Below are 23,217 nucleotides of genomic sequence, written 5' to 3' on the forward strand. Positions count from 1 at the left end.
ACGGGGCGAGGGCGCAAGGCCCTCGCCGCCGGGAGAAGGGATTCAGAGCATGCGACGCAGTACGTCGTTGCGGGGATCGCGATCATCGAACCGGTGCTTCAGCGCACCGACCACGTGCAGCACCACCAGCGCCAGCAGGGTATAGGCCAGGGTCTTGTGCAGCCACTGGAACACCACGAACCAGTCATCGTTCTTGGGCAGCAGCTCAGGCAGGTTCACGCCGAAGAAGAACACCCCGTCGCTCATGGTGTAGGTGCTGGACATCGAATAGCCCATCAACGGCACGATCACCGCCAGGGCGTACATCGCCCGCTGAATCCAGCGCGACAGAAAGCGTTCGTAGGGGGCGAGGGTGAGTGGGGGCACCGGCAACTGCGGGGTTTTCATGCGCAGGATGATCTGCGTGATCACCACCAGGAAGGTCAGCACGCCGAAGCATTTGTGCCAGGGGTAATACAGCTCGTACTTGCTCGGGACTTCGTCAGCCATGCCGGTCATGTGCCAGCCTGCCCAGAGCAGGCCAAGAATGAGTACGGCGCGCACCCAGTGTAAAACGCGTAGGGATGTCGGGTAGCGATCTGTTTGTTTTTGGTCAATCGAGTTCATCTTTGGCTCTCCACTGATCTTATATGCCGCTTTCGAGATACACCGGGTTCCACCTCAGGGCACGGTCCCGAAGGTGGATGGGGTGACAGTTTCAACTTCAGCCAGGTAGCAATACGGTGATGACCTTCTCTTCGGTATAGGCCACCGCGCCACTGATCCCGCCTTCACGGCCGATGCCGCTGGTCTTGATCCCGCCCAGGGCAGGTTCGCATCCAGCGGGCTCCAGCAATTCACGCCCACAGCCCCGGCCTTGACCGCAGCGGCGACACGATGCGCTCGAACCAGGTCGGTTGTCCACACCGTAGCGGCAAGGCCGTAGGCCGAGTCGTTGGCCAGGGCGATGGCCTCTGCCTCGGTATCGAAAGCGATAATGGTGCCAACCGGGCCGAAAATCTCGTCGCGAGCGATAGCCATGTCGTTTCTGGCATTGGCAAAGATCGTCGGGCGCACGAACCAGCCTTGTTCGGGATTGGAAACGCCCCCGGCCAACAGCGTGGCGCCCTGGTCGATGCCCAATTGCACGTAACGGTTCACGCGCTCGAACTGCGCCTTCTTGGCCACCGGGCCCATCTGCACATCGGCCTCGCGCGGGTCGCCCACGTTGATGGCATTGGCCGCATCCGCCAGCGCTGCGGCGAAGCGTTCGGCAATGCCGCGCTGCACCAGGATGCGCGAGCCCGAGGCGCAGATTTGCCCCTGGTTGACGAACAGGCCCAAGGCGCAGCCGCGCAAGGCATCGTCGAAAGAAGCGTCGTCGAAGACGATCTGCGGGCTCTTGCCGCCCAGCTCCAGTGCTACACGCTTGAACAGCACGCCAGCGGTGCGCTGGATCTCGCGGCCCGCCTCGGGGCTGCCGGTGAAGCTGATCTTGGCCACGTCCGGGTGCTCGCACAGCGCGCGGCCCACTTCAGCGCCGTAGCCGGTGACCACGTTGATCACGCCATCGGGAAAGCCCGCTTCCTTGGCCAGCGCCGCCAGGTGCAGCGCCGACTGCGGGGTTTCTTCCGAGGGCTTGATCACCACGGTGCAGCCGGCCGCGAGCAGGGCAGCCAGCTTCCACACGGTAATCATCAGTGGTGAATTCCACGGCACGATGGCCCCGACCACGCCGATCGGTTCACGCACGGTGTACGAGAGGGTCTTGCTGCCGAAATAGCCACCGGTGGGGATGGTCCGGCCTTCGAGCTGGTTGGCCCAGCCCGAGGAAGCACGCAAGTTGGCCAGGACGTTGGGCAGGTCCATGCGCCGTGGCTCCATCGGCGAGCGGCCGATGGCGTTGGCGTCCATGTCGGCGAGCTGTTCGGCATCACGCTCCACCAGGTCGGCCAGCCTGAGCAACAACTGCCCGCGCTGGGCGCCGGTGAGTTGGCTCCAGGGGCCACCTTCGAGTTGGTCGTGCGCGGCTTTAACGGCGCGGTTGACGTCCTGCGCGGTGCCGCGTGCGCAGCTGCCGTAGGTTTTTTCATCGACGGGGCTGATCAGGTCGATACGGCGGCCGTCGGAGGCTTCGGCGCTGGCGCCGGCGATGAAGTGATTCAGGTGCTCGGTCATGTAGGGCTCCGCAGGGTATGGAAAGTATGTCGGGCAGGCGGCTCAGGCCTTTAGCGTCGCCAGGGCATCGCCGAAGATGTCCAGGGCCTTGAAGAACAGCGAACGCGAGATCGTGAGCGACGGCATCACGCGCATCACGTTGCCGTAGCGGCCGCAGGGGATCATCAGCACACCGTGGCTGACCAGGTAGCCCATCAGCTGGCCGATCTTTTCGCCCGGCAACGGTGCCTTGGTGACCGGGTCCTCCACCAGTTCGATGCCGATCATCAGGCCGCGGCCGCGCACTTCGCCCACCAGCGGGCTGTTGAAGCTGCGGATGCGCGCCTGGGCTTCCTCGCCCAAGGCGTGGGCGCGGTTGAGCAGGTCCAGTTCAGGGTCTTGCAGCAGGCTGATGTTGGTCAGCGCCACGGCGGATGAGAGCGAGTTGGCGGCGAAGGTGTTGGGCATCGAACCGTCGGGTATTTTCGCCGCCAGGTCCGAGCGCATGATCAGCCCGGCCATCGGCAGGTCGCTGCCGATGCCCTTGCCGAAGGTCAGCATGTCGGGCTTCACGCCGGTGTGCTCCACAGCCCACATCTTGCCGGTGCGGCCCGCGCCGGACTGCACTTCGTCGACGATCAGCAGGGCGCCACTACGGTCGCAGGCCTTGCGCAGCAGTTGCAGGAATTCAGGCGAGGGCGGCACGTAGCCGCCTTCACCCTGCACCGGCTCGACGATCACCGCCGCCACGTCGTCGGCAGCGGTGTAGGGAGTGTTGAGCAGGTAGTCGACGTATTCGCCCGCGATCTGTTCGGCGCTCTTGTGGGTGGTGTCGAACGGGAAGCGGTAGGCGTAGGGGTAGGGCGCGTGGATCACCCCGCCCATCTGTGGGCCGTAGCCTTTGCGGTAGGCGGTGCCGGTGGTGAGCGCGCCGGAGGCACTCCACACGCCGTGGTAGCCGCCATGGAAAGCGATGATCTGATGCCTGCCGGTGACGCGCCGGGCGAATTTCACTGCGGCCTCCAGCGCGTCGCTGCCGCTCTGGGTGAAGAAGGTCACGCAGTCGCCGCGCAGCCCGTCCGGCGCGATTTCGGACATCTTGGCGGCCAATTCCGTGCGCCGGGTGCTGTTGATTTCGAGCGCGTGCATCAGCACTTCGGATTGTTGGCGTATGGCTTGCACCACCTTCGGGTGGCAACGGCCGACGCTGCTCACGCCTACGCCTGCGGAAAGGTCGATGTAGGTGTTGCCGTCGACGTCCCTGAAGGTTGCGCCGAAGGCGCTGTCCATCGCCACCGGCATGCGCCCGCCACCGCGAGCCATGGACTCGGTCCGCGCCGACAGCGCCAGCGCTTCGGCGGTGCGAGGGCCAGGCACGTCGCCGCTGACCATTTTCGGTGCATCGGCGAAGTGCAGCGCTTCAAATTGGGACTCACTCATGACGACCTCATCGGGTATCGATTGTTGTGGCCCGATCATGGGCACAGCGCGCAGCCGGCCGTTAACCCGAATCGGCACGTTGAGTGGGTCCGGGGCTTTGAAATCAGTGCATTGACAATCCCGAAGGGTGCGAACATTATTCTCTCCATGTGAGACTCGTGCAAAAAAAGGCATCCGAAGAAAGTACCCTTCAACCAAGGCCTCCGAACTCATGACCAGCCCAACGATCAGCCATTTCCATGACGTCCATGCTCACGCTGCCACCGTGCTGCAGTGGAACCAGGCTTACAACCAGCTCACCGCTGGCTCCACGGAAAGCTCGCTCATGCAGATGGCGACGCCGGGGTGCCACTTGTTTGTCGAGCAGATCAACCAGCGCGTGGTGCAGCACGGCGTGGCGCCGAAGGGCAAGATGTGTTTCGCGGTGCCGATCACCGTGCCTGGCGCGGTGAGGATGCAGGGGCGGGAAGCCGATGACAGCAGCCTGTTCTTTTTGCAGGGTGGGGAAGAATTCATGTTCCACATGCCCAAGGGCATGAAGCTGTTGTCGATCACCTTCGAGCAGGAGCTGTTCGAGCGCACACTGGCGCAAACCGCCTCGCCCAGGGCCTTGCGTCAGTTGTTGCGCCAGCCCGTGATTCGCGTTGCGCCGCAGCGCCTGGCGTTGGCGCGGGAGCGTTTGCTGGGGGTGTTTTCACAGGCACTGGAGGGCGAGGGGCTCAGCGGTGCCGAAGCGCTGGCGCACGATTGCGCGCTGGAGCAGGCGATGCTCGGCGAGCTGCTGCATTTGATGACCGACCCCGGGTGCGACAAGGCCCAGCGCAACCCCAGCTCCACGCGCAGCTTCATCGTCGAGAAATGCCACCGCCTGGCAACCACCGAGAAGAGCCACGCGCCGAGTGTGGTCGAGCTGTGCGAGCGCTTGAACGTGAGCCGGCGCACGGTGCAGAACAGCTTCCAGGCCGTGGCTGAAACCACGCCCCTGAACTACATGCGCTGCGTGCGGCTCAACGGCGTGCGCCGCGCGCTGATGTCTACCCGGGCTGCCCAGCTGTCGGTAGGGGATGCGGCCGGCCAGTGGGGGTTCTATCACCTGAGCCACTTCGCCGCCGAATACCACGAATTGTTCGCCGAGCTACCGTCGCACACCCCACGCGCCACGCTCGCGAGCGCCGCTTTGGCCTGAGCGTCGCCCGTTACCCGTCGCCCGGCAAGCCGGCCTCCCACGGGGTAAGAAGTGCGCCGCTCTTGCTCCCGGTGGGAGGGCGGCTTGCCGCGCGACGGTGTCCAACAAAAGGGGCGCAGATCAATCTACAAGCCGACGCTGGCCGCCGCCACCTGCCCGGTAGCCCTTGCCCTGGGCGCCGGCGCCTTGCCGCGCCGCTGCAACCGCTCGCCGATGCGCCGGGCGGTGTCGACGATCCGCTCGGTGACCGCTTCCTGGCGCAGCAGCTGAAAGTTGGCGCTGGTGCCCACCGCCGCCACACTCCCGAGAATCTCTTCCCCCACCCCGCTGAACACCGGCGCTGCGATACCCGTCAGCCCCAGGTTGAGTTCGTCATGGGTCACGCAAAAGCCATCCTTGCGAATCTTGCGGGCGGCTTTGGAAAAACTGTCCCAGTCATGAAGGCGGCCCGGGTCGACCGCCAGGTGCTCCTCGTACAAACGCTGCAAGCGCCGGTTCTTCTGATAGGCCACCAGCACCTTCGACTGCGCCCCGCGAAAGAACGGCAACGGCTGCCCGCGGCCGAAGGCGAACTGGTAGGTGTCGGTGGGCTCGGCGATGTAGGTGTTGATCATCCGGCTGTCGTAGAAAACGCTGGCGAACACGGCCAGCCCCGTTTCGTTCGACAGCTCATGCATCAGCTCGCGCCCGGCCACCAGGATCGGGTCGTACAGCCGCATCATCCAGTCCAGCTCGATGATGCGCGGCCCCAGGCTGTAACTCCCGGCATCCACCCGCACCAGTAACCCCGCCTCGCACAGGTCCTTCACGTAGCGGTACACCGTGGCCCGTGAAAGCCCCATGCGTGTGGCGATGGAATCTGGGTCGACTTTCAGCGCGGTGGGCCCGAACAGGTCCAGCACGCTCAGCATCTTGCTCAGGCTACTCATGTTGCTCCTGGGATTGGGCGTGGGCTGGGCAGTGGGCCAGGCCCACGTCTGCAAGGGGCAAAGGATAGGGGATATGCCTTGAGAAAAACAGAAGGGTGCGGCCATTTGAAGCATTTTAAAAACTCTTAAATCTCAAAATATGAGTAAATTGCAAAAATAAATGTTGTTTGAGTGATTTTTCTATGTGATAAATCTCCCCATCTGAAGCGGCCGAACTCCGAGGGGTATAAAAATGAATGGCGCGCAATTACTGGTGAAAGCAGCGGTGGCCAGCGGTATCGAATACTGCTTCGCCAATCCGGGAACCACTGAAATCCCGCTGGTGGCGGCATTGGCCAGCGAGCCAGGGCTCAAGCCGGTGTTGTCGTTGTTCGAAGGAGTGTGCACAGGCGCCGCCGACGGCTACGGCCGTATCACCGGGCGCCCGGCCATGACCCTGACCCACCTGGGCCCAGGCTTTGCCAACGGCATCGCCAACCTGCACAACGCTCGCCGGGCCAACACGCCCATCGTCAACGTGATCGGCGACCACGCCTCCTGGCACGTGAACTACGACCCGCCCCTGGCCAGCGACATCACCGCCCTGGCTGGCGCCGTGTCGAGCTGGGTGCGCACCTCCAGGTCCACCGACGGCCTGGGCGAAGACGTACAAGCCGCCGTGCGTTCGGCCTGGCAGCCTTCGGGCCGCATCGCCAGCCTGATCCTGCCGATGGACCTGCAAGCCCGTGAAGTCACCGGCACCCCGCGCTTCAGCCCGCTGGCAGCGCCGGTTCGGCGCTTTGCCGGCGACCAGGTCGAGCAGGTGGCGTCTGCCCTGCGCGCCGGCCGCAAGCTGGTGTTCATCGTCGGTGACGAAGGCCTGAGCGAAGCCGGCCTGCAAGCGGCGGGGCGCCTGGCGCAACTGCCGGGGGTCAAACTGTTCGCCGAAACCTTCCCGCGCCTGAGCCTGCGTGGCGGCGGCCTGCCAGACCTGGACCGCCTGCCGTACTTCCCGGAAGTGGCCATCGGCATCCTCGACCAGTACGACGCCGTGGTGTGTGCCGGCGTGCCCGAACCGATCAGCTACTTCGGCTACGAAGGCATCCCCTCGCGCCTGGCTGAAACCGACCGCCTGCTGCAACTGGCAGGTGTCGGTGAGGACGTCAGCGGTGCCCTCGCGGCGCTCGCCGAAGCACTCCAGGCGCCGGCCTGCCCACCCGCGCCGATCGGCGTGGAACTGCCCGATGCCAACGAAGCCCTGTCGCCGCAATCGGTCGGGCGTGTGCTGGCTGCGGCCTTGCCACGCGACAGCATCGTCTCGGTCGAGGGCGGCACCTGCGGCTACCCGTTCTTCACCGCCTCCGCACGCGCCGAACGGCACCGGGTGATGACCAACACCGGCGGCGCCATCGGCCAGGGGATACCGGTCGGTTTCGGCGCGGCCCTGGCCGAGCGCGGCACGCCGGTGTTCTGCCTGCAATCGGACGGCAGCGCCCAATACACCATCCAGACCCTCTGGAGCATCGCCCGCGAACAACTGCCGGTGGTGATCCTGATCGCCGCCAACCACCGCTACGCGATTCTGCAGAACGAACTGCGCCGCTTCGGCGTGACCGAGTTCGGCCCGCAGGCCCTGAGCCTGACCGAACTGGACCGCCCGCGCGTGGACTGGAAAGCCCTGGCCAAAGGCTACGGCGTGCCGGCCACCACCGTGCACAGCAACGGTGACCTGCACCGCGCGCTGGCCGACGCCAAAGCATCGAACGGCCCCTTCCTGATCGAAATGGCCCTCTGAGGACAAGCACATGAGCACACTGCAACTTCTGCCCGAAGTCCGGGCGTTTCTCAGCCAGCCGGGCAAGCTGTTCATCGGCGGCAGCTGGCAGGCCGCCCGCGACGGCGGCGACTGCCCGGTGGAGAACCCGGCGGACCTTTCCATCGTCAACACCGTGGCCCGCGCCGGCGAAGCGGACGTCAACGATGCCGTAGCAGCGGCCAAGGCCGCCTTCGAAGGGCCATGGCGCCAATGCTCGGCTGTGCGCCGCAGCCTGCTGATGCTGCGCCTGGCCGAGCTGCTGGAGCAGCACAACGAAGAGCTGGCGCAGCTGATCACCCTCGAAAACGGCAAGCCCATCGCCAACGCACGGGGCGAGGCGGCCAGCGCCGCCAACATCATCCGCTACTTCGCCGGCTGGCCGACCAAGATCGAAGGCAGCACCGTGCCGGTGTCGCCGGCCAGCGGCAACCCGATGCTCAACTACACCCTGCGTGAACCGGTGGGCGTGTGCGCCCTGATCGTGCCGTGGAACTTCCCGCTGACCATGTGCGTGTGGAAGCTTGGCCCAGTGCTGGCGACCGGTTGCACGGCGATTCTCAAGCCCGCCGAGCAGACCCCGCTGGTCGCCATTCGCCTGGTGCAGTTGGTCGAAGCGGCAGGCTTCCCGGCCGGCGTGGTCAACCTGCTCACCGGCCAGGGCTCGCGCATCGGCTCGCCACTGGCGCGGCACCCGGACGTCGACAAGATCGCCTTCACCGGCTCAACCGAAGTGGGCCGCCTGATCGCCCAGGACGCCACCGGCAACATGAAGAAGGTGTCGCTCGAGCTGGGCGGCAAGTCGCCGAACATCATCCTGCCCGACGCCGACATCAAGCGCGCTGCCAAGGGCGCGGCCGACGGCATCTTCTACAACCAGGGCCAGGTCTGCACCGCCGGCTCGCGCCTGTACGTTCACGAGTCGGTGCTGGAGCCGGTGCTCGATGAACTGAGCCGCCATGCCCGTTCCCACGTGATCGGCCCGGGCCTGGACCCGGCCACCACCCTCGGCCCGGTGGTTTCGCTGCGCCAGCTCAACACCGTGCAGGGTTACCTGCGCCGCGGCGTGGAAGAGGGCGCCGAGCTGATCTGCGGCGGCCAGCGCCCCGAGCACCTTGAGCAAGGCCACTTCATCGAGCCCAGCGTGTTCCTCGATCGCCAGGAGCGTGCCTGCGTGGCCCGCGAGGAAATCTTCGGCCCGGTGCTGACTGTGATGAGCTGGTCGGAGCCCGAAGAACTGGTGGCCCGCGCCAACGACTCGCCTTACGGCCTGGCCGCAGGCCTGTGGACCAACGACCTGCGCGCTGCGCACCGCCTGGCCGCGCAACTCAAGGCCGGCTCGGTCTGGATCAACTGCTGGAACGTGGTCGACCCGGCCTCACCGTTCGGCGGCTACAAGCAATCCGGCTGGGGCCGGGAAATGGGCAAGAACGTCATCGACGCCTACACCGAGACCAAAAGCGTCTACGTCGACCTGGCCTGACCCACAACACGACACGAGGACTGAACATGGATCTGCAACTGCAAAACCGAGTGGCCATCGTTACCGGCGGCGGCATGGGGATCGGCAAGGAAGTCGCCCGCTTTTTGTCCCAGGAAGGCTGCAAGGTGGTCATCTGCGCGCGCCGCATGCCGTACCTGGAAGAAGCCGCAGCGGAAATCACCGCCGAGACCGGCAACGAAGTGCTGCCGCTGTTCTGCGACACCAATGACATGCAAGCGGTGAACACCATGGTCGAACAGGCCCATGCCCACTTCGGCCGCATCGACATCCTGGTCAACGGCGCCGCCGCCCCGTCGGGCGTGGTGCGCAACGACATCGAGCACGCCGGCGACGACGAGCTGCTGTCGGACCTCAACACCAAGGTGATCGGCTACTTCCGCTGCGCCAAGGCCGTGACCCCGCACATGAAGGCCGCAGGCTTTGGCCGCATCATCAACATCGGCGGCCTCACCGGCCGGGGCAGCAAGGTGCTCTCGGGCATGCGCAACCTGGCCATCGCCCACATGACCAAGACCCTGTCCGACCAGCTCGGCCCGGACGGCATCACCGTCAACCTGATTCACCCAGGCGTGGTCGACACCCCGCACATCCACGAGCTGTACGAGCGTGAAGGCGTGAAGCAGAACAAGACGCCGCAGCAGGTGGAGCAGGCCTACATCGACGCCACGCCCATCCGCCGCACCTTGCAGCCCATCGAAATGGGTTGGCTGATCGGCTTTCTCGCCTCGCCCAAGGCCGGTGCGGTCACCGGTGAATCCATCGGCATCGATGGCGGCCTGACTCGCGGCATCTTCATCTAAGGAGCGCACACCATGAGCAATGGAACCTTGCTGGTCGCAACCGTCGGCCAGGCCGTGATCCGCAGCGCAGACGATGGCCGCAGTTGGCACCGCCTGGGCGTGAACCAGAAGATGGAGTTCGACGCCATCACTCGTTCGCTGAGCTTCAGCCCGCAGCATCCGGCCACGATCTACGCCGGCGCCGACATCGGCCTGTGCATCAGCAGCGACACCGGCGGCACCTGGCACCAGGTGGACAGCCCGTTCAACGGCCAGACGGTGTGGAAAGTCGCCGTTGACCCGCAGGACGCCCAGCGCATCTTCGTCGGCACCGGTGCGCCTTCGCGCGCGGTGCTGTGGCGCACCCTCGACGGTGGTGCAAGCTGGTACCGCGTGCCGGTGGAAATCCCCGAGTTCTGCGACGGTGTCAGCCGCCCGCGGCTGCTGGCCTTCGCCTACGACCCGACCGACCGCGACCAGGTCTGGTTCGGCCTGGAAGAGGGCGGGCTGTTCCACAGCCGCGACGGTGGCGAGACCTTCGAGCGCATCGACGACCGCCTGCTGTGGGACTTCAATTCCGACGTGCACTGCATTCAGGTGCTGCCCAACAACGGCCAGAAAGTCATCGTGGTGGTGTGCGTCAACGCCGTGTACCGCAGCGTCGACGAGGGCCAGACCTGGACCGGCATCATCACCAAGGAAGTCTTCGGCCTGTACTACACCCGCGCCATGAGCGCGCCGCCCGGCAGCGAAAGCACCGTGCTGATCAGCATCTCCGACGGCACCCCGGGCACCACCAGCAAGGTGCTGATTTCCCGCGATGCAGCACAGAGCTGGGAAGTGCTGCCGCTGCCGCAGCAACCGAACTCGTGCATCTGGGCGATTGCCTTCAACCCGGAAAACCCGCGCCAGCTGGTGGCCGGCACCAAGTACGGCCACCTGTTCACCTCCGAAAACGGTGGCGACAGCTGGCAGAAGCACTGGCGCGAATTCAGCGAGATCGCCGACGTGGCCTGGACCCCTGCTGTGGCCACCATCAAGGCAGGGCATCAGTCGGTCATCAAGTGAACGGAGGTTCGCACCCATGAAAGTCGAAATCGTTCGTACCCACTTGTCGCTGTTCGTCACCGACCCTGAGGTGTCCGCGCGCTGGTACGCCGATGTGCTGGGCATGCACGAAAGTGCCCGGGGCGAGAGCTGGGTCATGATGGCCTTCGGTAGCAAGCACCACGACATCGCACTGATCAAGGCCGACCCTGGCGCCCACCAGGGCGGCCTGGGCCTGCAGCACTACGGGCTGGAGATCGACGGCGACATGACCACCCTGCGCCAGCTCTACGGCATGTTGCTGGCCAAGGGCGTGGAGATCGTCAAGATCACCGACCACGAGATCGGCAACGGCCTGTACTTCAACGACCCCGACGGCAACCGCATGGAGTTCTTCCTGGAAACCGAGCACGACGACGCACAGGCCAAGGCTCGGTTCAACGCCGCAGGCGCCCCCAGCCGGAACTTCAAACTGGACCCTTTGTAAGGAACGTATTGATGAAACCTACCAACTTCGCCGGCTACCACATTCGCAAATGGCACAGTTTCGTCGAGGAAACCCTGGCCAACGAATCCGGCCAGCTGGCCGATGGCGAGCCGCTGTTCAAGTACGCCATCGCGGCGGTGATCCACAACCCCTACGCCGGCAAGTTCAGCGAGAACCTCGATGAACTTGTGCAGCCTTCGCCGCAATTGGGCGAGGCCTTCGGCGAGCGCATCCGTGAGCTGGCCGGCGAGCGTTCCATCGTCAGTTACGGCAAGGCATGCCTGGTCGGCAGCCAGGGCGAATACGAACACGGCAACGCCTTCCTCACCAACCCCGCAGCAGACCCGGTGCGCGTGGCGCTCGGCGGTGGCAAGTCGTGGGTGCCGTCCACCGGCAAGCGTGGCGGCCCCGGCGCCACCATCGATGTGCCGCTGGCGCACAAGGACGCGCTGTACGTGCGCTCGCATTACGACACGATCTCGCTGTCGTTCGGCGACGGCCCGGCACCCGATGAAGTGATCGTGATCTGGGCCTTCGCCACCCGCGGCCGCCTGCGCGCGCGCCTGGGCGGCCTGGCTGCTGGCGACATCAAGGGCGACAACGGTTTGACCTGACACCCACCCGGCCTTGAGGAACCTGCCCATGTTTGCTGCAAGCTGCTTTTTCAACACCCGCTCCGGCCAGCGGCTGCATTACTTGCGCCACGGCCAGGGCCTCGGCGTGCCGGTGGTGCTGCTGCACGGCCTGCGCGCCTATGCCCAGACCTGGGACAACCTGGTGCGGGCGCTGGGCGAGGGCTACGACTGCGTCGCCCTCGACCAGCGCGGCAGGGGCTTGAGCGACTGGGCACCGAGCGACACGTACCGCACCGAGGTGTATGTCCAGGATCTGGAAGATCTGATCCAGCACCTGGGCTATGACCGCTTCGTGCTGGTCGGCCATTCCCTCGGCGGTGCCAACGCACTGGAGTACGTGCGCAACAACCCCGGGCGGGTGCGGGCGCTGGTAATCGAAGACATCGGCCCGGGTTCTTCGACGGCCGGCGACGGTGCTGCGCGGATCCGCCGGGAAATGCAGCAGACCCCGACCCACTTCGAAGACTGGGCTGCGGCCGAAGCGTTCTGGCGCACCTCGCGCTCCGGGCTTTCGGCCGAAGGCCTGGCCTCGCGGCTACGCTATTCGATGAAGGCCGTGGAGCAGGGCGTGACCTGGCGCCACGACCAGCAAGGCATCGCCCAGGCGCGGCTGAGCATCGAGCCCACCGACCTGTGGCCGGCGGTCAAGGCGCTGGATTGCCCGACGCTGTTCATTCGCGGCGGTCGCTCGGATTTTCTTCCGGCACCGCTGCTGGAGGCGATGCGCCAGGCGAATCCAAACGTCGGTACCGTGGTGGTTCCGGACGCCAGCCACTATGTGCATGACGATCAGAACGATCTGTTCAACCGCGAAGTGCTGGCCTTCTTCAAGGCCCAAGGCGTGGCCCCACAACAATAATCGGTGAGCGGTATGAAACGGCAAAGAACCCAGGTGGTCATCGTCGGCGGTGGCCCTAACGGCATCACCGCCGCCCATTACATGGGCCTGTACGGCATCGAATGCATCGTCCTCGAACAGGCCGAGGGCATCCTCCCTTACCCGCGTGCAGTGGGCATGGACGACGAAGCCCTGCGCGTGCTTCAAGGCATCGACATCGCCGACCGCGCGGTCCGCGACATGATCTGCAACGTCCCGCTGCGTTACTACAATGCCCGCGGCGTGTGCTTCGCCGAGGTCAAGCCGAGCGTGGCCCAGTACGGCTGGCCGATGCGCAACATCTTCATGCAGCAGTTGCTGGAAGAAACCCTGCGCGACGCCTTGCCGGCGCGCCAGCAGGTGGAGCTGCGCCAGGGCCATGAGATGCTCAGCCTGAGCCAGGACGCGCAGCAGGTGACCCTGCAAGTGCGCGGCCCGGATGGCGAGGTGTACGAGCTGCAGGCCGACTACCTGATCGGCGCCGACGGCGGCCGCTCCAGCGTGCGCAAGCAGCTCGGCATTCAACTGCTGGGGCTGACCCACCCACGCAAGTGGGTGGTGATCGACACCCGCAACGATTCCCTCGAAGCCCCCTTCACAGCGTTGCATGCCGACCCGCAGCGGCCGTTCGTGTGCATCTACCTGCCGTATCAGCAGCGACGCTGGGAATTCATGCTGCTCGAAGGCGAGAACGAAGAGGCGATGTGCGAAGAGGGCAATATCCGCACGCTCATCCGCGGCCACATCGGCGACGCGGTGGACGAGCTCGAGATCATTCGCATCCGCGCCTACACCCACAACTCGCGGGTGGCCGAGCGGTTCGTCGAGGGGCGGGCGGCGCTGATCGGCGATGCCGCGCACATCTCGCCGCCCTGGGCCGGGCAAGGGCTCAATTCGGGGCTGCGTGATGTGGTGAATCTGTGCTGGAAGATCGCCGCGATCCTGCAAGGCAAGGCTGCGCCGGCCATCCTGCAAAGCTACGACACCGAGCGCCGTGGCCACGCCACCGACCTGATCGCCCTGGCCGACAACATGGGCGCGGTGCTGGGCCTGACCAACCCGTTGATGGCCGGCGTACGCGACTGGTTGTTCCAGGCGGTGAACAGCGTCGACAACCTGCGCTCGCACTTGCTGGAATTCAAGTTCAAGCCCAAGGCGACCATCGTCAAGGGGCTGGTCTATCACGAACGCGCCGAGCTGCGCGAAGACGACCTGGTCGGGCAGCTGTTCATCCAGCCCGAGGTGGAAACCGCAGGCGGCCAATGCACGCGGCTGGACACCGTGCTCGGGCATTCCTATGCGGTGCTCGGCTACCGCGTGAACCCGGCCGAGGGCCTCTCGGAGCAGACCCGAGCCTACTGGGCGAACTGGGGCACGCGGTTCATCCAGGTCAACCGTTCGCGCAGCGGCCCGGCGCGCAACCAGCCGTTGCAGGCCGAGGGCGCGATCAGTGTCGAGGACGTCTACAACCGCCTGGGCGCCTGGTTCGCCGGAGTACGCGACTGCGTGGTGGTGCTGCGGCCTGACCGCTTCGTCGCTGCGATCACCACGCCCGAGCGCCTGGAATCGGTGCTGCGCAAATTGCAGGAGCAATCGTCATGAGTGCAGCACGCCCATTGCTGGACCGTTTGCAGGAAGCGGCTGCCACCGGCATCGCGCTGCCGGCCGACCAGGGCGAACCGCTGGAGGCCTGGCAGGGCCATGCGCTGCTGCTGTTGGGGCTGCAACTGCGGCTCAGCCGTGGTGAGGCATTGGCCGGCTGGAAGGTCGCCTTCGCCTCGCGCGCCGCTTATGAGCGTTTCGGCCTGAACGAGCCGGTGTATGGAGCGCTCACCGACGTGATGCAGCTGCCACCGGCCAGCACCGTTGACCTGGCGCGGTTCATCCAGCCCAAGCTTGAGGTGGAGCTGGCGTTCATCATCGGCGAGCACTTGCAGGCGGGCAGTTACAGCGACGAGCAGCTGCATGCGGTGGTGGGTGAGATGGCGCCGGCTTTCGAGGTCGCCGACTGCCGTTGGCAGGGCTGGCGCTTCGGCGCCGGCGGGTTCCTGGCCGATAACGCGGCAGCGGCGGGGTTCTGCCTTGGCCGGCGGCAACCGTTCGACGCCGCTCGGGCGGCGGCAGTGGAATACACGCTGTCGCGCGACGGCACCTCGCTTGGCCAGGGCGAGCTCGGCTCGCGGGAAGACACCCCGCTGCGCAGCCTGTGCTGGGTGCTGCGCCGGCTGCTAGAGGACGGCCAGGATCTCTATCCGGGCCAGGTGATTCTGTCCGGCGCGCTGCTGCCGCCGCTGGGCCTGGCGCCTGGGCAATACCGGCTGGAGATGCTGGGGCAGGCATTGGAACTGACCTTCAGGCCGGCCGAGCCGGCCTGACCCACAGGTGTGGCAAGCCGGCTCAGGTGGGAGGCCGGCTTGCCGGTGGCCCGTTACACGTCGCGCGGCAAGCCGCCCTCCCACCGGAAGCAAGAGCGGCGCACCTCTTACCGCGGCAAGCCGCCCTCCCACCGGAACCAATAGCGGCGCACCTCTCACCCCGTGGGAGGCCGGCTAGCCGGGCGACGTGCAAAGGGCGACGCCGGCGCTTTCGCTCACGTTCTGAACTGCCCCAACAGGCTGCTCTGCCGCTGCGCCAGCTCATCCAGCGACCGGCTCACTTCACTGGACTCATCCATGCGCGCCGTCAGCCGTTGGCTGATGCCACGGACTTCGCTCACCCGCTCGGTGATGTCATCGATCACCTGATGCTGCTGGCCGGTGGCGGCAGCGATCTGCTGGTTCATCTGGTTGATGGTATCCACCGCAGCATTGATGGTGCGCAGGCTGTCGTTGGACTGGTTGATCTGCTCCACCACCTGATTCGCCCGCTCGCGGCTGCCGGCCATACCGCCGAGCGCCTCTTGCACATGGTGGCGCAAGCGCTCGACCACCTCGCGAATCTCGGCCACCGAGCCTTGGGTATGGTCAGCCAGGTGGCGCACCTCATCAGCCACCACCGCGAACCCGCGCCCATGCTGCCCGGCATGGGCGGCTTCGATCGCGGCGTTGAGCGCCAGCAGGTTGGTTTTCTGCGCCAGCGTGCAGATCGCATCCAGCACCTGGTCGATCTGCGCACCACTGTTGGCCAGGTCTTCGATGCAGGCGAAGGTGTCGCGCAGGCCGTTGTCCAGCGCGTCGATGCTGCGCCGCGTGCTGTCGAAACTGAGCAACCCGGCGCGCGTGGCCTCTCCGGCCGTACTGGCGGCCTGCGCCGCCTGCAGCGAGTGCGCGGCCACTTCGCGGGCGCTGGCACTCATCTGCACCAGCGCCGTCACGGTGTGCTCCACCTGCTCATGCTGCTGGTGCATGCCCGCGCCCACATCACCGGTGATGCCGGCGCTGCGGCTGGCGGCCTGGCGAGTGTGGCTGGCAGCGTCCTGCGCGGTGTGGATCACTGGGTGCAGCTTCTCCAGAAAGCGGTTGAACCCATCGGCCAACCGCCTGGGTTCGCGGTCACGGGCCGGGGGCAGGCGTTGGGTCAGGTCGCCTTCGCCGGCGACCACGCTGTCCAGCGCATCGGCCACCTGCAACAGCGGCCGGGTGGCGCTGCTCACCGTCCAGCCCAGCACCAGCAAACCCGCCACGGCAAACAGCGTGCCCCAGGCCAGGCTTTGCCAGAGCGCGTTGCGGCTGGTCTGGTCGAACGCCGCCAGCAGGCTCAGCGCTGGTGCTGTCAGCAACGCTTGCGGCACGTGGATCTGCAAGCGCCACGGGCGGCCCTCCGGAGACGGGTTGAAGGCTGTGCTCACCGAGGCGAACGGGCCGGCGGGCTCGCCCTGGGTATGCGCCACTTGCAGGCCCGTTGCCGAGGCCAGGTCAATGCTCGCTTGCCCGTCGTAAAGCTGGCGGCCCAAGGCTTGAGTGAGGTGGTCAAGGGTGGCCAGGCTAATGTCCGCGCCCACCACGCCGATCACCTTGCCCTGCTCGATGATCGGCACCGAGATGCTGCTCATCAGGGTGTCCTGGCCCTCGACGTTCACCGTATAGGGCTCGACCACACAGGCCTTGGCGGTCGCCTGCGGGCAGAGGAACCAGCTGTTGTCGGGCTCTCGGTCTGAAGGCGCCTTGTTGACCAGGATGTTGTCTTCGGTAAGCCAGGCTTGTTGCAGTTGCCCGGGCTGGGCCTGGGACCAGTACAGCGCGTAGCGCCCGGCGTCGTTGCCGGCTGGCGGGGTTTGCGCCTTGAAGGCGCGGTCCTGGTTGTCCAGGGTGCCGGGCAGGTAGACCACGTAAAGGCCCAGCAGCTGGGCGCGGCGCTCGAGGGCGGCAGAGGCCTTGTCGCTTATGGCCTGGCGCAGGGCCGTCGCGCTCATCTGCCCCTGCTGGTACTGCTCCTGAAGTTGCAGCAACTGCTGCATGAACCCTTCCACGTAAGTCTGGTTGTCTTCGAAAAAACGCTGCATGCGCAGCGCGTGCAACTGGGCGCTCTCGTCAAGCCGGGCAATCGCCATGTCGGTGAACGCCGCGCTGCTGCGTGCCTTGAGTGCCTCGGCGATCTGCCGGTTCTGCACCCACGCAGCGCTCAGGATCGCGACGACAACAGCCAGCAGGCACAGCCCGCCCAGCAGAGTGATGCGCCATTTGATGCTCCAACCAGGGACGGCCATGGTGTGCTCCTGTAGTCATCGAGCGCGCAGGCAGGCTGGTCCGGGGCAAAAGCGAGAAGTGAGCAGCGCCGCGCATCGTTATTGTTGTTGGCGATGCCGGCAGGCAGGGGAAAGACGGCTCGCAGGCCGATCATAGGCGGGAGGACACGAAAGCCGTCATCCCGTATTGGCAGGGTTAAGCCGCAAGCCGCAAGCCGCAAGCCGCAAGTTGCCAGCTTGAAGCTCGAAGCTTGCAGCTAGAAGCTCAAAGCGCCCCGCGGAAGATCTCTTCGATCTCGGCCTGGGTGGCCTGGCGCGGGTTGGTGAAGCCGCAGGCGTCTTTCATGGCGTTGGCGGCCAGGGTCGGGATGTCTTCGGCCTTGGTGCCCAGCTCCTCGAGGCCGGCCGGGATGCCGATGTCCCTGGACAGCGTACGAATAGCCGCGATGGCCGCTTGCGCGCCTTGCTCATCGCTCATGCCGCTGGTGTTCACGCCCATGGCGGTGGCCACGTCCTTCAAGCGTGTGGCAGCAACGCTTGCGTTGAACGCTTCCACATGCGGCAGCAGCACCGCGTTGCACACCCCGTGCGGCAGGTCGTAGAAACCGCCCAACTGGTGAGCCATGGCGTGCACATAACCCAGGGAGGCGTTGTTGAAGGCCATGCCGGCGAGGAACTGTGCGTAGGCCATGTTCTCACGGGCGGGCATGTCCTGGCCTTGAGCGACGGCGGTGCGCAGGTTGGCCGAGATCAGCGAAACCGCTTTCAGCGCGCAGGCGTCGGTGATCGGCGTGGCGGCAGTGGACACATACGCCTCGACGGCATGGGTGAGCGCATCCATGCCGGTGGCGGCGGTCAGGCCCTTGGGCATGGCGGCCATCAGCGACGGGTCGTTGACCGACAACAGCGGGGTGACGTTGCGGTCGACGATGGCCATTTTCACGTGGCGCGCTTCGTCGGTGATGATGCAGAAGCGGGTCATCTCGCTGGCGGTGCCGGCGGTGGTGTTGATGGCGATCAGCGGCATCTGCGCCCTGGTGGAACGGTCGACGCCTTCGTACTCGCTGATGTGCCCGCCGTTGGCGGCGCACAGGGCGATGCCCTTGGCGCAGTCATGGGGCGAACCGCCGCCGAGGGAAATGATGAAGTCGGCCTTGCACTCGCCCAGTTTGGCCAGGCCAGCCTCGACGTTACCTACAGTGGGGTTGGGTTTGGCGCCGTCGAACAGGGTGGAATTGATGTCCTGCTGGGCCAGCAGGTCGGCGACCTTGGTGGCTACACCGGCTTTGGCAAGGCCTGCGTCGGTCACGATCAGGGCATGGCGAAAACCGTACTTGCGAATGGCGACCACGGCTTCGTCCAGGCTGCCGGTGCCCATCATGTTCACGGAGGGAATGAAGAAGGTGCTGCTCATGGTTGGGTTTCCTCTTGTTATTTTCAGTTGGCCCTGTTCAGGCCAAGGCAGGGTGGAACACTTGAGGGATCACCAGATGGTGCGAGCAGAGCGCGGCGAACAACATCGTACTTTCGGGCGGGGGCGGGCAGTACTTTGGCCAGGCGCACCTTTGGCGTGGCGGGCTGCAAAGCCACCATATGGTTATAAAAAAATCATATTTATGTATTTTTCGTTATTCCGTTAGGGTAGGCCCATTCTTCGACCGGGCACCCGGAGAGGCCAGCAGATCAGCCCCTTCCCGGAGTGCAACCATGGCGTTCACCACACTGCTTCGTTCTCTTACCGCCGTAGCGCTGGCCGGCTGGCTTGGCCAGGCGCACGCTGCCGAGCACATCCGCCTCGGCATCAACGACAGCCCGCAGAACGCCGCCCTCGAAGTGGCAGCCAGCAAAGCCAAAGCGCAGGGCCTGGACGTGGAGCTGATTTCGTTCTCGGACTGGAACACGCCCAACCTTGCGCTGAACAACGGCGACCTCGACCTTAACTACTTCCAGCACCAGCCGTTCCTGGAAAACGCCATCGCCCAGAACGGCTTCAAGCTGGTGCCTATCGGCGTGGGGGTCGAGAACAAGGTGGGGCTGTATTCGAAAAAGATCACTGCTTTCGATCAGCTCAAGGACGGCGCCACCGTGGCGGTGGCAGACGACCCGGTGAACCAGGGCCGGGGCCTGGCGCTGTATCAGCGCGCCGGGCTGATCACTCTGCGTGAAGGCGCGGGCCCCAAGGCCAGCCTGCAGGACATCACCGCCAACCCACGGCACCTCAAATTCATCGAATTGCCTGGGCCGCAACTGGCGCGGGTGCTCGATGACGTCGACCTGGTGCAAAGCTACCCCTCTCACCTGCTCGCCGCCGGCAGCTACGACCCGAACAAGGCGCTGCTGTTCAGCCAGGACGACGCCAACGGCCACCTCTACGCGCTGCGTTTCGTGACCACGCCCGACAAAGCCAACGACCCGGCCCTGCAGCGTTTCATCGCCATCTTCCAGAATGACCCCGACGTGCGCGCCGCCATCGCCAAAGCCTACGGCAACCCGAACCTCTACGCGCTGGCCTGGCTGCCGGCGCAGAAGGAGGCAGCGCGATGAGCCAGGTGATTTCCCTGCGCCCGGCCGTGCTGCCCAGTGTTGAACCGCCGGCCCTGCCGGCTCGCGCCGAACACATCCGCCTGCAAGGGGTGAGCAAGGCCTACGACGCCGCCGGCGGCCCGGTGGAGGCGCTGCGCGGTATCGACCTGAGCATCGGCAAGGGCGAAATCTTCGGCATCATCGGCCGCAGCGGCGCGGGCAAGTCGAGCTTGATCCGCACCCTCAACCGCCTGGAGGAAGTGAGTGCAGGGCACGTGCTGATCGACGGCCAGGACATCGGCGTGCTCGGCAGCGCGCAGCTGGTGCAGTTACGCCGGCGCATCGGCATGATCTTCCAGCACTTCAACCTGCTGGCCTCGCAAACGGTGCTGGATAACCTCGCGCTGCCTCTGAAGGCCGCGGGCGTCGGCCGCGCAGTGATCGAGCAGCTCGCCCGCGAGCTGCTCAAGCTGGTGGGGCTGGAGGGCAAGGAACACGTCTACCCCTCGCGCCTCTCCGGTGGGCAAAAACAGCGGGTGGGCATCGCCCGCGCGCTGATGCTCGAACCCAGCCTGCTGCTGTGCGACGAAGCCACCAGCGCGCTGGACCCGGAAACAACCCAGTCGATCCTGGCGCTGCTCAAGCACATCAACGCCACCCTCGGCCTGACCATCGTGCTGATCACCCACGAGATGGCGGTGATCCGCCAGGTGTGCGACCGCGTCGCGGTGCTGGAGCAGGGCCAGGTGGTGGAGCAGGGGCCGGTGTGGAAGATCTTCGGCCAGCCCGCCACCGAAACCACCCGCGCGTTGCTGGCGCCGCTGGCGACCCAGGTGCCGCCCGACATCGCCGAGCGCCTGGCCAACGACAGCGGCCAGCGCACGGTGCTTGAGCTCACCTTCGATGGCCAGACCGCGCGCGAGCCGGACCTTGCCGCCATCGCCCAGCAACTGGGCGGCAGCGTGGCGCTGCTGCACGGCAGCATCGAACGCATTCAGGGCCGCGCCCAAGGGCGGTTGTTGCTGGCGGTGGAACCAGCGCCGGGGCGGCTGGAGGTATTCTTGCGGCAACAGGGCCTGTTCAGCCAGGCGCGGGTGGCCGGCCATGTCTGAGTTCATGCTCAAGGCGCTGTACAAAGCCTTTCTCGACACCCTGACCATGGTCAGCATTTCGGCGGTTATCGTCTGGTTCGCCGGCATCGCGCTGGGCATGGTGCTGGTCACCACCGCGCGCGGCGCGATCTTCAGCGCGCCTACCCTGAATCGGGTGCTCGGCGCCGTCATCAACGGCTTTCGCGCAACGCCCTTCATCATCCTGCTGGTGGCCCTGATCCCGCTCACCCGCCTGCTGGTGGGCACCACCATCGGCGTGTGGGCGGCGGTGGTGCCGATCACCCTCAGCGCCACGCCGTTCTTCGCGCGAGTCGCGGAGGTGAGCCTGCGCGAGGTCAACCCTGGCGTGATCGAAGCGGCCCAGGCGCTGGGCTGCGAGCGCCGCCACATCCTGTTCCGGGTGCTGTTGCCCGAAGCGCTGCCGGGCATCATCGGCGGCTTCACCATCACCCTGGTGGCGATGATCGGCGCTTCGGCGATGGCCGGCGCCATTGGCGCGGGCGGATTGGGGGACCTGGCGATCCGCTACGGCTACCAGCGTTACGACACCACAGTGATGTTCAGCGTCATCGCCATTCTGATCGTGCTGGTGTGCGCGATCCAGGCGCTGGGCGACCGCTGGGTCGGCCGGCTCAAGGCGCGCTGACGGCCGGCCGGGCAGCCGCGAGCAGGGCCCTGATGGCTACCAGTGCCTGCTCCAGCGGCTGGCCCTCCACGCCGATGTCGAACAGGTTGCGCGCCCCTTCGATGACCATCAGGCATTGCAGGGCAAGCGGTTGCGGCGAGCTGAAACCGTAGCCGCCCAACAGCTGGGCGAGCAGGCCGAGCAAGGCTTGCTTGTGGTCATAGGCGGCGATGTGAATAGGATGCTGCTTGTCGATGTACACCAGCGCCGCCGTGCCGAACAGGCAGCCACGCACCGGTGCCTGGACAAAGTTATGGCTGTACCACGCCAGCAGCTGTTCCAGGTGCGCATTGACGTCGCCGGCCATGTGCCCGGCGCCGGCGCGCAATTCATTGAAGATGTTTTCGTGATATTCGCGCAGCACCGCCTCGATCAAGTCCTCCTTGGACGGGAAGTACTTGTAGAGCGTCATCTTGCTCACGCTGGCTTCCCGCAGGATCCAGTCGATACCCACAGACTGCAGGCCGTGGTGAAGGAACAGGTCCAAGGCCGTGGTGACCAATCGCTTGCGTGCAACAGACATAGGGGTTTCCAGATTTGACCGCACATTCGCTTCAGCAAATGCCTTCCTTGGCGCCAATACGCTGACGTTGGGTGATGGCTATAAGCTATGCTGAGCGAGCTGTCAATTTTTCCATTACTGCGAGCCGATATCAGTCAAGTATTCGCCTGCATCACAGCGGCGTTGGTTTGGGCTGATCTCGAAGCTCATGGGGCGATGGCGGGTAAAAACCGCCACCGCGTTATTCACGTATGGAATGTGCGACCCGGCGCCAGGCCACATGTTCCGGCCTGCCCCAGAAACTGTTTGTAGCAGGGCTTTGCTGGGGCCTGGCGCGGCTTGGAAACCCGGCGCGTCTGGTTACCCTGGCGCGTCTGCCGGAGATGCCTGGCTGGCTTGCTGCACTCAGGCCAGTGGTGCCAGCACCCCGCCGAATTCGCCTAGCGCGTCGAGCACTACATCCAGAAAGTACTCATGCGAACAGCGGTCGAATAAAAGCTCGAAACACGGTGCGCTGGCGCTGCCGCTGTTGATCACGATGGCGCTGAGCCGCGCCACCTGGGTTTGCGCGACCTGGCCGCTGGTAAAAGCCGGCGCGCGCAAATCCACTCCACAGAACTTGGCCATCACCTCGCTGATGCGCGGCCCGTGCAGTTGCAACCAGGCGTGGCTGTCGTGGCGCGGCAGCAGGTAGTTGGCCGTGGAGCCAAGCTCCCAGCGCGCCTCTTCATCAGCCAGGCGCTGGCCGTCGTCGCTGGCGGCGCCGAGCAAAAAATACTCGGTGGCCGAGAGCCGCGTGACCAGGCTGCCATCGGCCTGGCGCAGCGCCTGGTTGGGGCGCTCCGGCAGCTCGAAGCCGCAGGCGCGCAGGTGGTCGGCGCTGGCCGCGCCTCGAAAGCCCACGCGGGGCCGGTCGGTCAGGTCGAGCACGAAGTGCTCGGCAGTCAGGCGAGTCATGC

The 23,217-nt window shown here is 65.7% G+C and carries 20 protein-coding genes and 2 pseudogenes; 13 read left to right on the plus strand and 9 right to left on the minus strand.

Annotated features, from left to right (window positions below; all coding sequences use genetic code 11):
• Window positions 1-42: 42 nt before the first annotated feature.
• The 3 genes and pseudogenes from LN139_RS03805 to LN139_RS03815 all read right to left on the minus strand — a co-directional run bounded on the left by LN139_RS03805 (window position 43) and on the right by LN139_RS03815 (window position 3,576).
• On the minus strand, window positions 43-606 hold the full coding sequence (locus LN139_RS03805) for a cytochrome b (RefSeq protein ID WP_236358803.1): 564 nt from the start codon (window positions 604-606) through the stop codon (window positions 43-45).
• Window positions 607-703: 97 nt separating this feature from the next.
• Window positions 704-2,157 (minus strand): annotated as a pseudogene (locus LN139_RS03810) (aldehyde dehydrogenase family protein).
• A gap of 42 nt (window positions 2,158-2,199) precedes the next feature.
• On the minus strand, window positions 2,200-3,576 hold the full coding sequence (locus LN139_RS03815; protein WP_236358805.1) for an aspartate aminotransferase family protein: 1,377 nt from the start codon (window positions 3,574-3,576) through the stop codon (window positions 2,200-2,202).
• Between the two features lie 211 nt (window positions 3,577-3,787).
• On the opposite strand from LN139_RS03815, the gene LN139_RS03820 reads away from it, so the two are divergent.
• Window positions 3,788-4,762, plus strand: a complete 975-nt coding sequence (locus LN139_RS03820; RefSeq protein WP_236358807.1) for a helix-turn-helix domain-containing protein — start codon at window positions 3,788-3,790, stop codon at window positions 4,760-4,762.
• Window positions 4,763-4,887: 125 nt separating this feature from the next.
• Here the strand turns inward: LN139_RS03820 and LN139_RS03825 are convergent, their stop codons facing one another.
• Window positions 4,888-5,691 carry an IclR family transcriptional regulator gene (locus tag LN139_RS03825; RefSeq protein WP_236358809.1) on the minus strand — a complete coding sequence of 268 codons (804 nt, stop codon included), beginning with the start codon at window positions 5,689-5,691 and terminating at the stop codon, window positions 4,888-4,890.
• 232 nt (window positions 5,692-5,923) lie between these two features.
• Between LN139_RS03825 and LN139_RS03830 the strand changes: the two genes are divergently transcribed.
• The 9 genes from LN139_RS03830 to LN139_RS03870 are packed head-to-tail and all read left to right on the plus strand — an operon-like array spanning window position 5,924 to window position 15,187.
• Window positions 5,924-7,465, plus strand: coding sequence for an acetolactate synthase large subunit (locus LN139_RS03830; protein ID WP_236358811.1), 1,542 nt, complete (start codon window positions 5,924-5,926; stop codon window positions 7,463-7,465).
• 10 nt (window positions 7,466-7,475) lie between these two features.
• Window positions 7,476-8,966, plus strand: a complete 1,491-nt coding sequence (locus LN139_RS03835; protein WP_236358813.1) for an aldehyde dehydrogenase family protein — start codon at window positions 7,476-7,478, stop codon at window positions 8,964-8,966.
• Between the two features lie 26 nt (window positions 8,967-8,992).
• Window positions 8,993-9,787: an SDR family NAD(P)-dependent oxidoreductase gene (locus tag LN139_RS03840; RefSeq protein ID WP_236358815.1), complete on the plus strand. Its 795-nt coding sequence runs from the start codon at window positions 8,993-8,995 to the stop codon at window positions 9,785-9,787.
• A gap of 12 nt (window positions 9,788-9,799) precedes the next feature.
• Complete coding sequence (locus LN139_RS03845) at window positions 9,800-10,834, plus strand: WD40/YVTN/BNR-like repeat-containing protein (protein WP_236358817.1); 1,035 nt, start codon at window positions 9,800-9,802, stop codon at window positions 10,832-10,834.
• Between the two features lie 16 nt (window positions 10,835-10,850).
• Window positions 10,851-11,300, plus strand: coding sequence for a VOC family protein (locus LN139_RS03850; RefSeq protein WP_236358819.1), 450 nt, complete (start codon window positions 10,851-10,853; stop codon window positions 11,298-11,300).
• An 11-nt stretch (window positions 11,301-11,311) separates the two neighbouring features.
• Window positions 11,312-11,914 (plus strand): amino acid synthesis family protein, encoded by a 603-nt coding sequence (locus tag LN139_RS03855; RefSeq protein WP_236358821.1) that lies wholly within the window; start codon window positions 11,312-11,314, stop codon window positions 11,912-11,914.
• Window positions 11,915-11,942: 28 nt separating this feature from the next.
• Entirely contained in the window at window positions 11,943-12,794 is an 852-nt protein-coding gene (locus tag LN139_RS03860; protein ID WP_236358823.1) for an alpha/beta fold hydrolase, read from the plus strand.
• Window positions 12,795-12,806: 12 nt separating this feature from the next.
• Entirely contained in the window at window positions 12,807-14,414 is a 1,608-nt protein-coding gene (locus LN139_RS03865) for a bifunctional 3-(3-hydroxy-phenyl)propionate/3-hydroxycinnamic acid hydroxylase (RefSeq protein WP_236358825.1), read from the plus strand.
• The gene (locus tag LN139_RS03870) at window positions 14,411-15,187 is read left to right on the plus strand and encodes a 2-keto-4-pentenoate hydratase (protein WP_236358827.1); all 777 of its coding nucleotides are present in this window, start codon (window positions 14,411-14,413) and stop codon (window positions 15,185-15,187) included. Before LN139_RS03865 ends, LN139_RS03870 begins: the two co-directional genes overlap by 4 nt.
• A 215-nt stretch (window positions 15,188-15,402) precedes the next feature.
• On the opposite strand, the gene LN139_RS25375 is transcribed toward LN139_RS03870, so the two are convergent.
• The 3 genes and pseudogenes from LN139_RS25375 to yiaY all read right to left on the minus strand — a co-directional run bounded on the left by LN139_RS25375 (window position 15,403) and on the right by yiaY (window position 18,850).
• Window positions 15,403-16,158 (minus strand): methyl-accepting chemotaxis protein, encoded by a 756-nt coding sequence (locus LN139_RS25375; RefSeq protein ID WP_442964409.1) that lies wholly within the window; start codon window positions 16,156-16,158, stop codon window positions 15,403-15,405.
• 102 nt (window positions 16,159-16,260) lie between these two features.
• Window positions 16,261-17,457: pseudogene (locus tag LN139_RS25380) on the minus strand (PDC sensor domain-containing protein); the annotation flags it as partial.
• A 244-nt stretch (window positions 17,458-17,701) separates the two neighbouring features.
• Entirely contained in the window at window positions 17,702-18,850 is a 1,149-nt protein-coding gene (gene yiaY, locus LN139_RS03880) for an L-threonine dehydrogenase (RefSeq protein WP_236358831.1), read from the minus strand.
• A gap of 293 nt (window positions 18,851-19,143) precedes the next feature.
• Between yiaY and LN139_RS03885 the strand changes: the two genes are divergently transcribed.
• Genes LN139_RS03885 through LN139_RS03895 form a run of 3 tightly spaced genes read left to right on the plus strand, consistent with a single transcriptional unit; the run spans window position 19,144 to window position 21,717 of the window.
• The gene (locus LN139_RS03885) at window positions 19,144-19,980 is read left to right on the plus strand and encodes a MetQ/NlpA family ABC transporter substrate-binding protein (RefSeq protein ID WP_236358834.1); all 837 of its coding nucleotides are present in this window, start codon (window positions 19,144-19,146) and stop codon (window positions 19,978-19,980) included.
• On the plus strand, window positions 19,977-21,071 hold the full coding sequence (locus LN139_RS03890) for a methionine ABC transporter ATP-binding protein (protein ID WP_236358836.1): 1,095 nt from the start codon (window positions 19,977-19,979) through the stop codon (window positions 21,069-21,071). The genes LN139_RS03885 and LN139_RS03890 overlap by 4 nt, the downstream gene beginning before the upstream one ends.
• A complete protein-coding gene (locus LN139_RS03895) occupies window positions 21,064-21,717 on the plus strand; it encodes a methionine ABC transporter permease (RefSeq protein WP_236358838.1) in 654 nt (217 codons plus the stop codon). The genes LN139_RS03890 and LN139_RS03895 overlap by 8 nt, the downstream gene beginning before the upstream one ends.
• Here the strand turns inward: LN139_RS03895 and LN139_RS03900 are convergent.
• Window positions 21,704-22,279, minus strand: a complete 576-nt coding sequence (locus LN139_RS03900; protein ID WP_236358840.1) for a TetR/AcrR family transcriptional regulator — start codon at window positions 22,277-22,279, stop codon at window positions 21,704-21,706. The genes LN139_RS03895 and LN139_RS03900 overlap by 14 nt on opposite strands.
• A gap of 384 nt (window positions 22,280-22,663) precedes the next feature.
• Entirely contained in the window at window positions 22,664-23,215 is a 552-nt protein-coding gene (locus tag LN139_RS03905; protein WP_236358842.1) for a sarcosine oxidase, read from the minus strand.
• Window positions 23,216-23,217 lie beyond the last annotated feature (2 nt).

This window comes from Pseudomonas sp. KNUC1026 (genome assembly GCF_021650705.1).
GTDB lineage: Bacteria > Pseudomonadota > Gammaproteobacteria > Pseudomonadales > Pseudomonadaceae > Aquipseudomonas.

What these genes read in the sequence shown, in the direction of transcription:
- LN139_RS03890 (WP_236358836.1), top strand. Translation starts at nt 19,977, where the DNA reads ATGAGCCAGGTGATTTCCCTGCGCCCGGCCGTGCTGCCCAGTGTTGAA.
- LN139_RS03815 (WP_236358805.1), bottom strand. Translation starts at nt 3,576, where the DNA reads ATGAGTGAGTCCCAATTTGAAGCGCTGCACTTCGCCGATGCACCGAAA.
- LN139_RS03905 (WP_236358842.1), bottom strand. Translation starts at nt 23,215, where the DNA reads ATGACTCGCCTGACTGCCGAGCACTTCGTGCTCGACCTGACCGACCGG.
- LN139_RS03825 (WP_236358809.1), bottom strand. Translation starts at nt 5,691, where the DNA reads ATGAGTAGCCTGAGCAAGATGCTGAGCGTGCTGGACCTGTTCGGGCCC.
- LN139_RS25375 (WP_442964409.1), bottom strand. Translation starts at nt 16,158, where the DNA reads ATGCACCAGCAGCATGAGCAGGTGGAGCACACCGTGACGGCGCTGGTG.
- LN139_RS03865 (WP_236358825.1), top strand. Translation starts at nt 12,807, where the DNA reads ATGAAACGGCAAAGAACCCAGGTGGTCATCGTCGGCGGTGGCCCTAAC.
- LN139_RS03860 (WP_236358823.1), top strand. Translation starts at nt 11,943, where the DNA reads ATGTTTGCTGCAAGCTGCTTTTTCAACACCCGCTCCGGCCAGCGGCTG.
- LN139_RS03820 (WP_236358807.1), top strand. Translation starts at nt 3,788, where the DNA reads ATGACCAGCCCAACGATCAGCCATTTCCATGACGTCCATGCTCACGCT.
- LN139_RS03895 (WP_236358838.1), top strand. Translation starts at nt 21,064, where the DNA reads ATGTCTGAGTTCATGCTCAAGGCGCTGTACAAAGCCTTTCTCGACACC.
- LN139_RS03840 (WP_236358815.1), top strand. Translation starts at nt 8,993, where the DNA reads ATGGATCTGCAACTGCAAAACCGAGTGGCCATCGTTACCGGCGGCGGC.
- yiaY (WP_236358831.1), bottom strand. Translation starts at nt 18,850, where the DNA reads ATGAGCAGCACCTTCTTCATTCCCTCCGTGAACATGATGGGCACCGGC.
- LN139_RS03855 (WP_236358821.1), top strand. Translation starts at nt 11,312, where the DNA reads ATGAAACCTACCAACTTCGCCGGCTACCACATTCGCAAATGGCACAGT.
- LN139_RS03845 (WP_236358817.1), top strand. Translation starts at nt 9,800, where the DNA reads ATGAGCAATGGAACCTTGCTGGTCGCAACCGTCGGCCAGGCCGTGATC.
- LN139_RS03830 (WP_236358811.1), top strand. Translation starts at nt 5,924, where the DNA reads ATGAATGGCGCGCAATTACTGGTGAAAGCAGCGGTGGCCAGCGGTATC.
- LN139_RS03870 (WP_236358827.1), top strand. Translation starts at nt 14,411, where the DNA reads ATGAGTGCAGCACGCCCATTGCTGGACCGTTTGCAGGAAGCGGCTGCC.
- LN139_RS03900 (WP_236358840.1), bottom strand. Translation starts at nt 22,279, where the DNA reads ATGTCTGTTGCACGCAAGCGATTGGTCACCACGGCCTTGGACCTGTTC.
- LN139_RS03835 (WP_236358813.1), top strand. Translation starts at nt 7,476, where the DNA reads ATGAGCACACTGCAACTTCTGCCCGAAGTCCGGGCGTTTCTCAGCCAG.
- LN139_RS03805 (WP_236358803.1), bottom strand. Translation starts at nt 606, where the DNA reads ATGAACTCGATTGACCAAAAACAAACAGATCGCTACCCGACATCCCTA.
- LN139_RS03850 (WP_236358819.1), top strand. Translation starts at nt 10,851, where the DNA reads ATGAAAGTCGAAATCGTTCGTACCCACTTGTCGCTGTTCGTCACCGAC.
- LN139_RS03885 (WP_236358834.1), top strand. Translation starts at nt 19,144, where the DNA reads ATGGCGTTCACCACACTGCTTCGTTCTCTTACCGCCGTAGCGCTGGCC.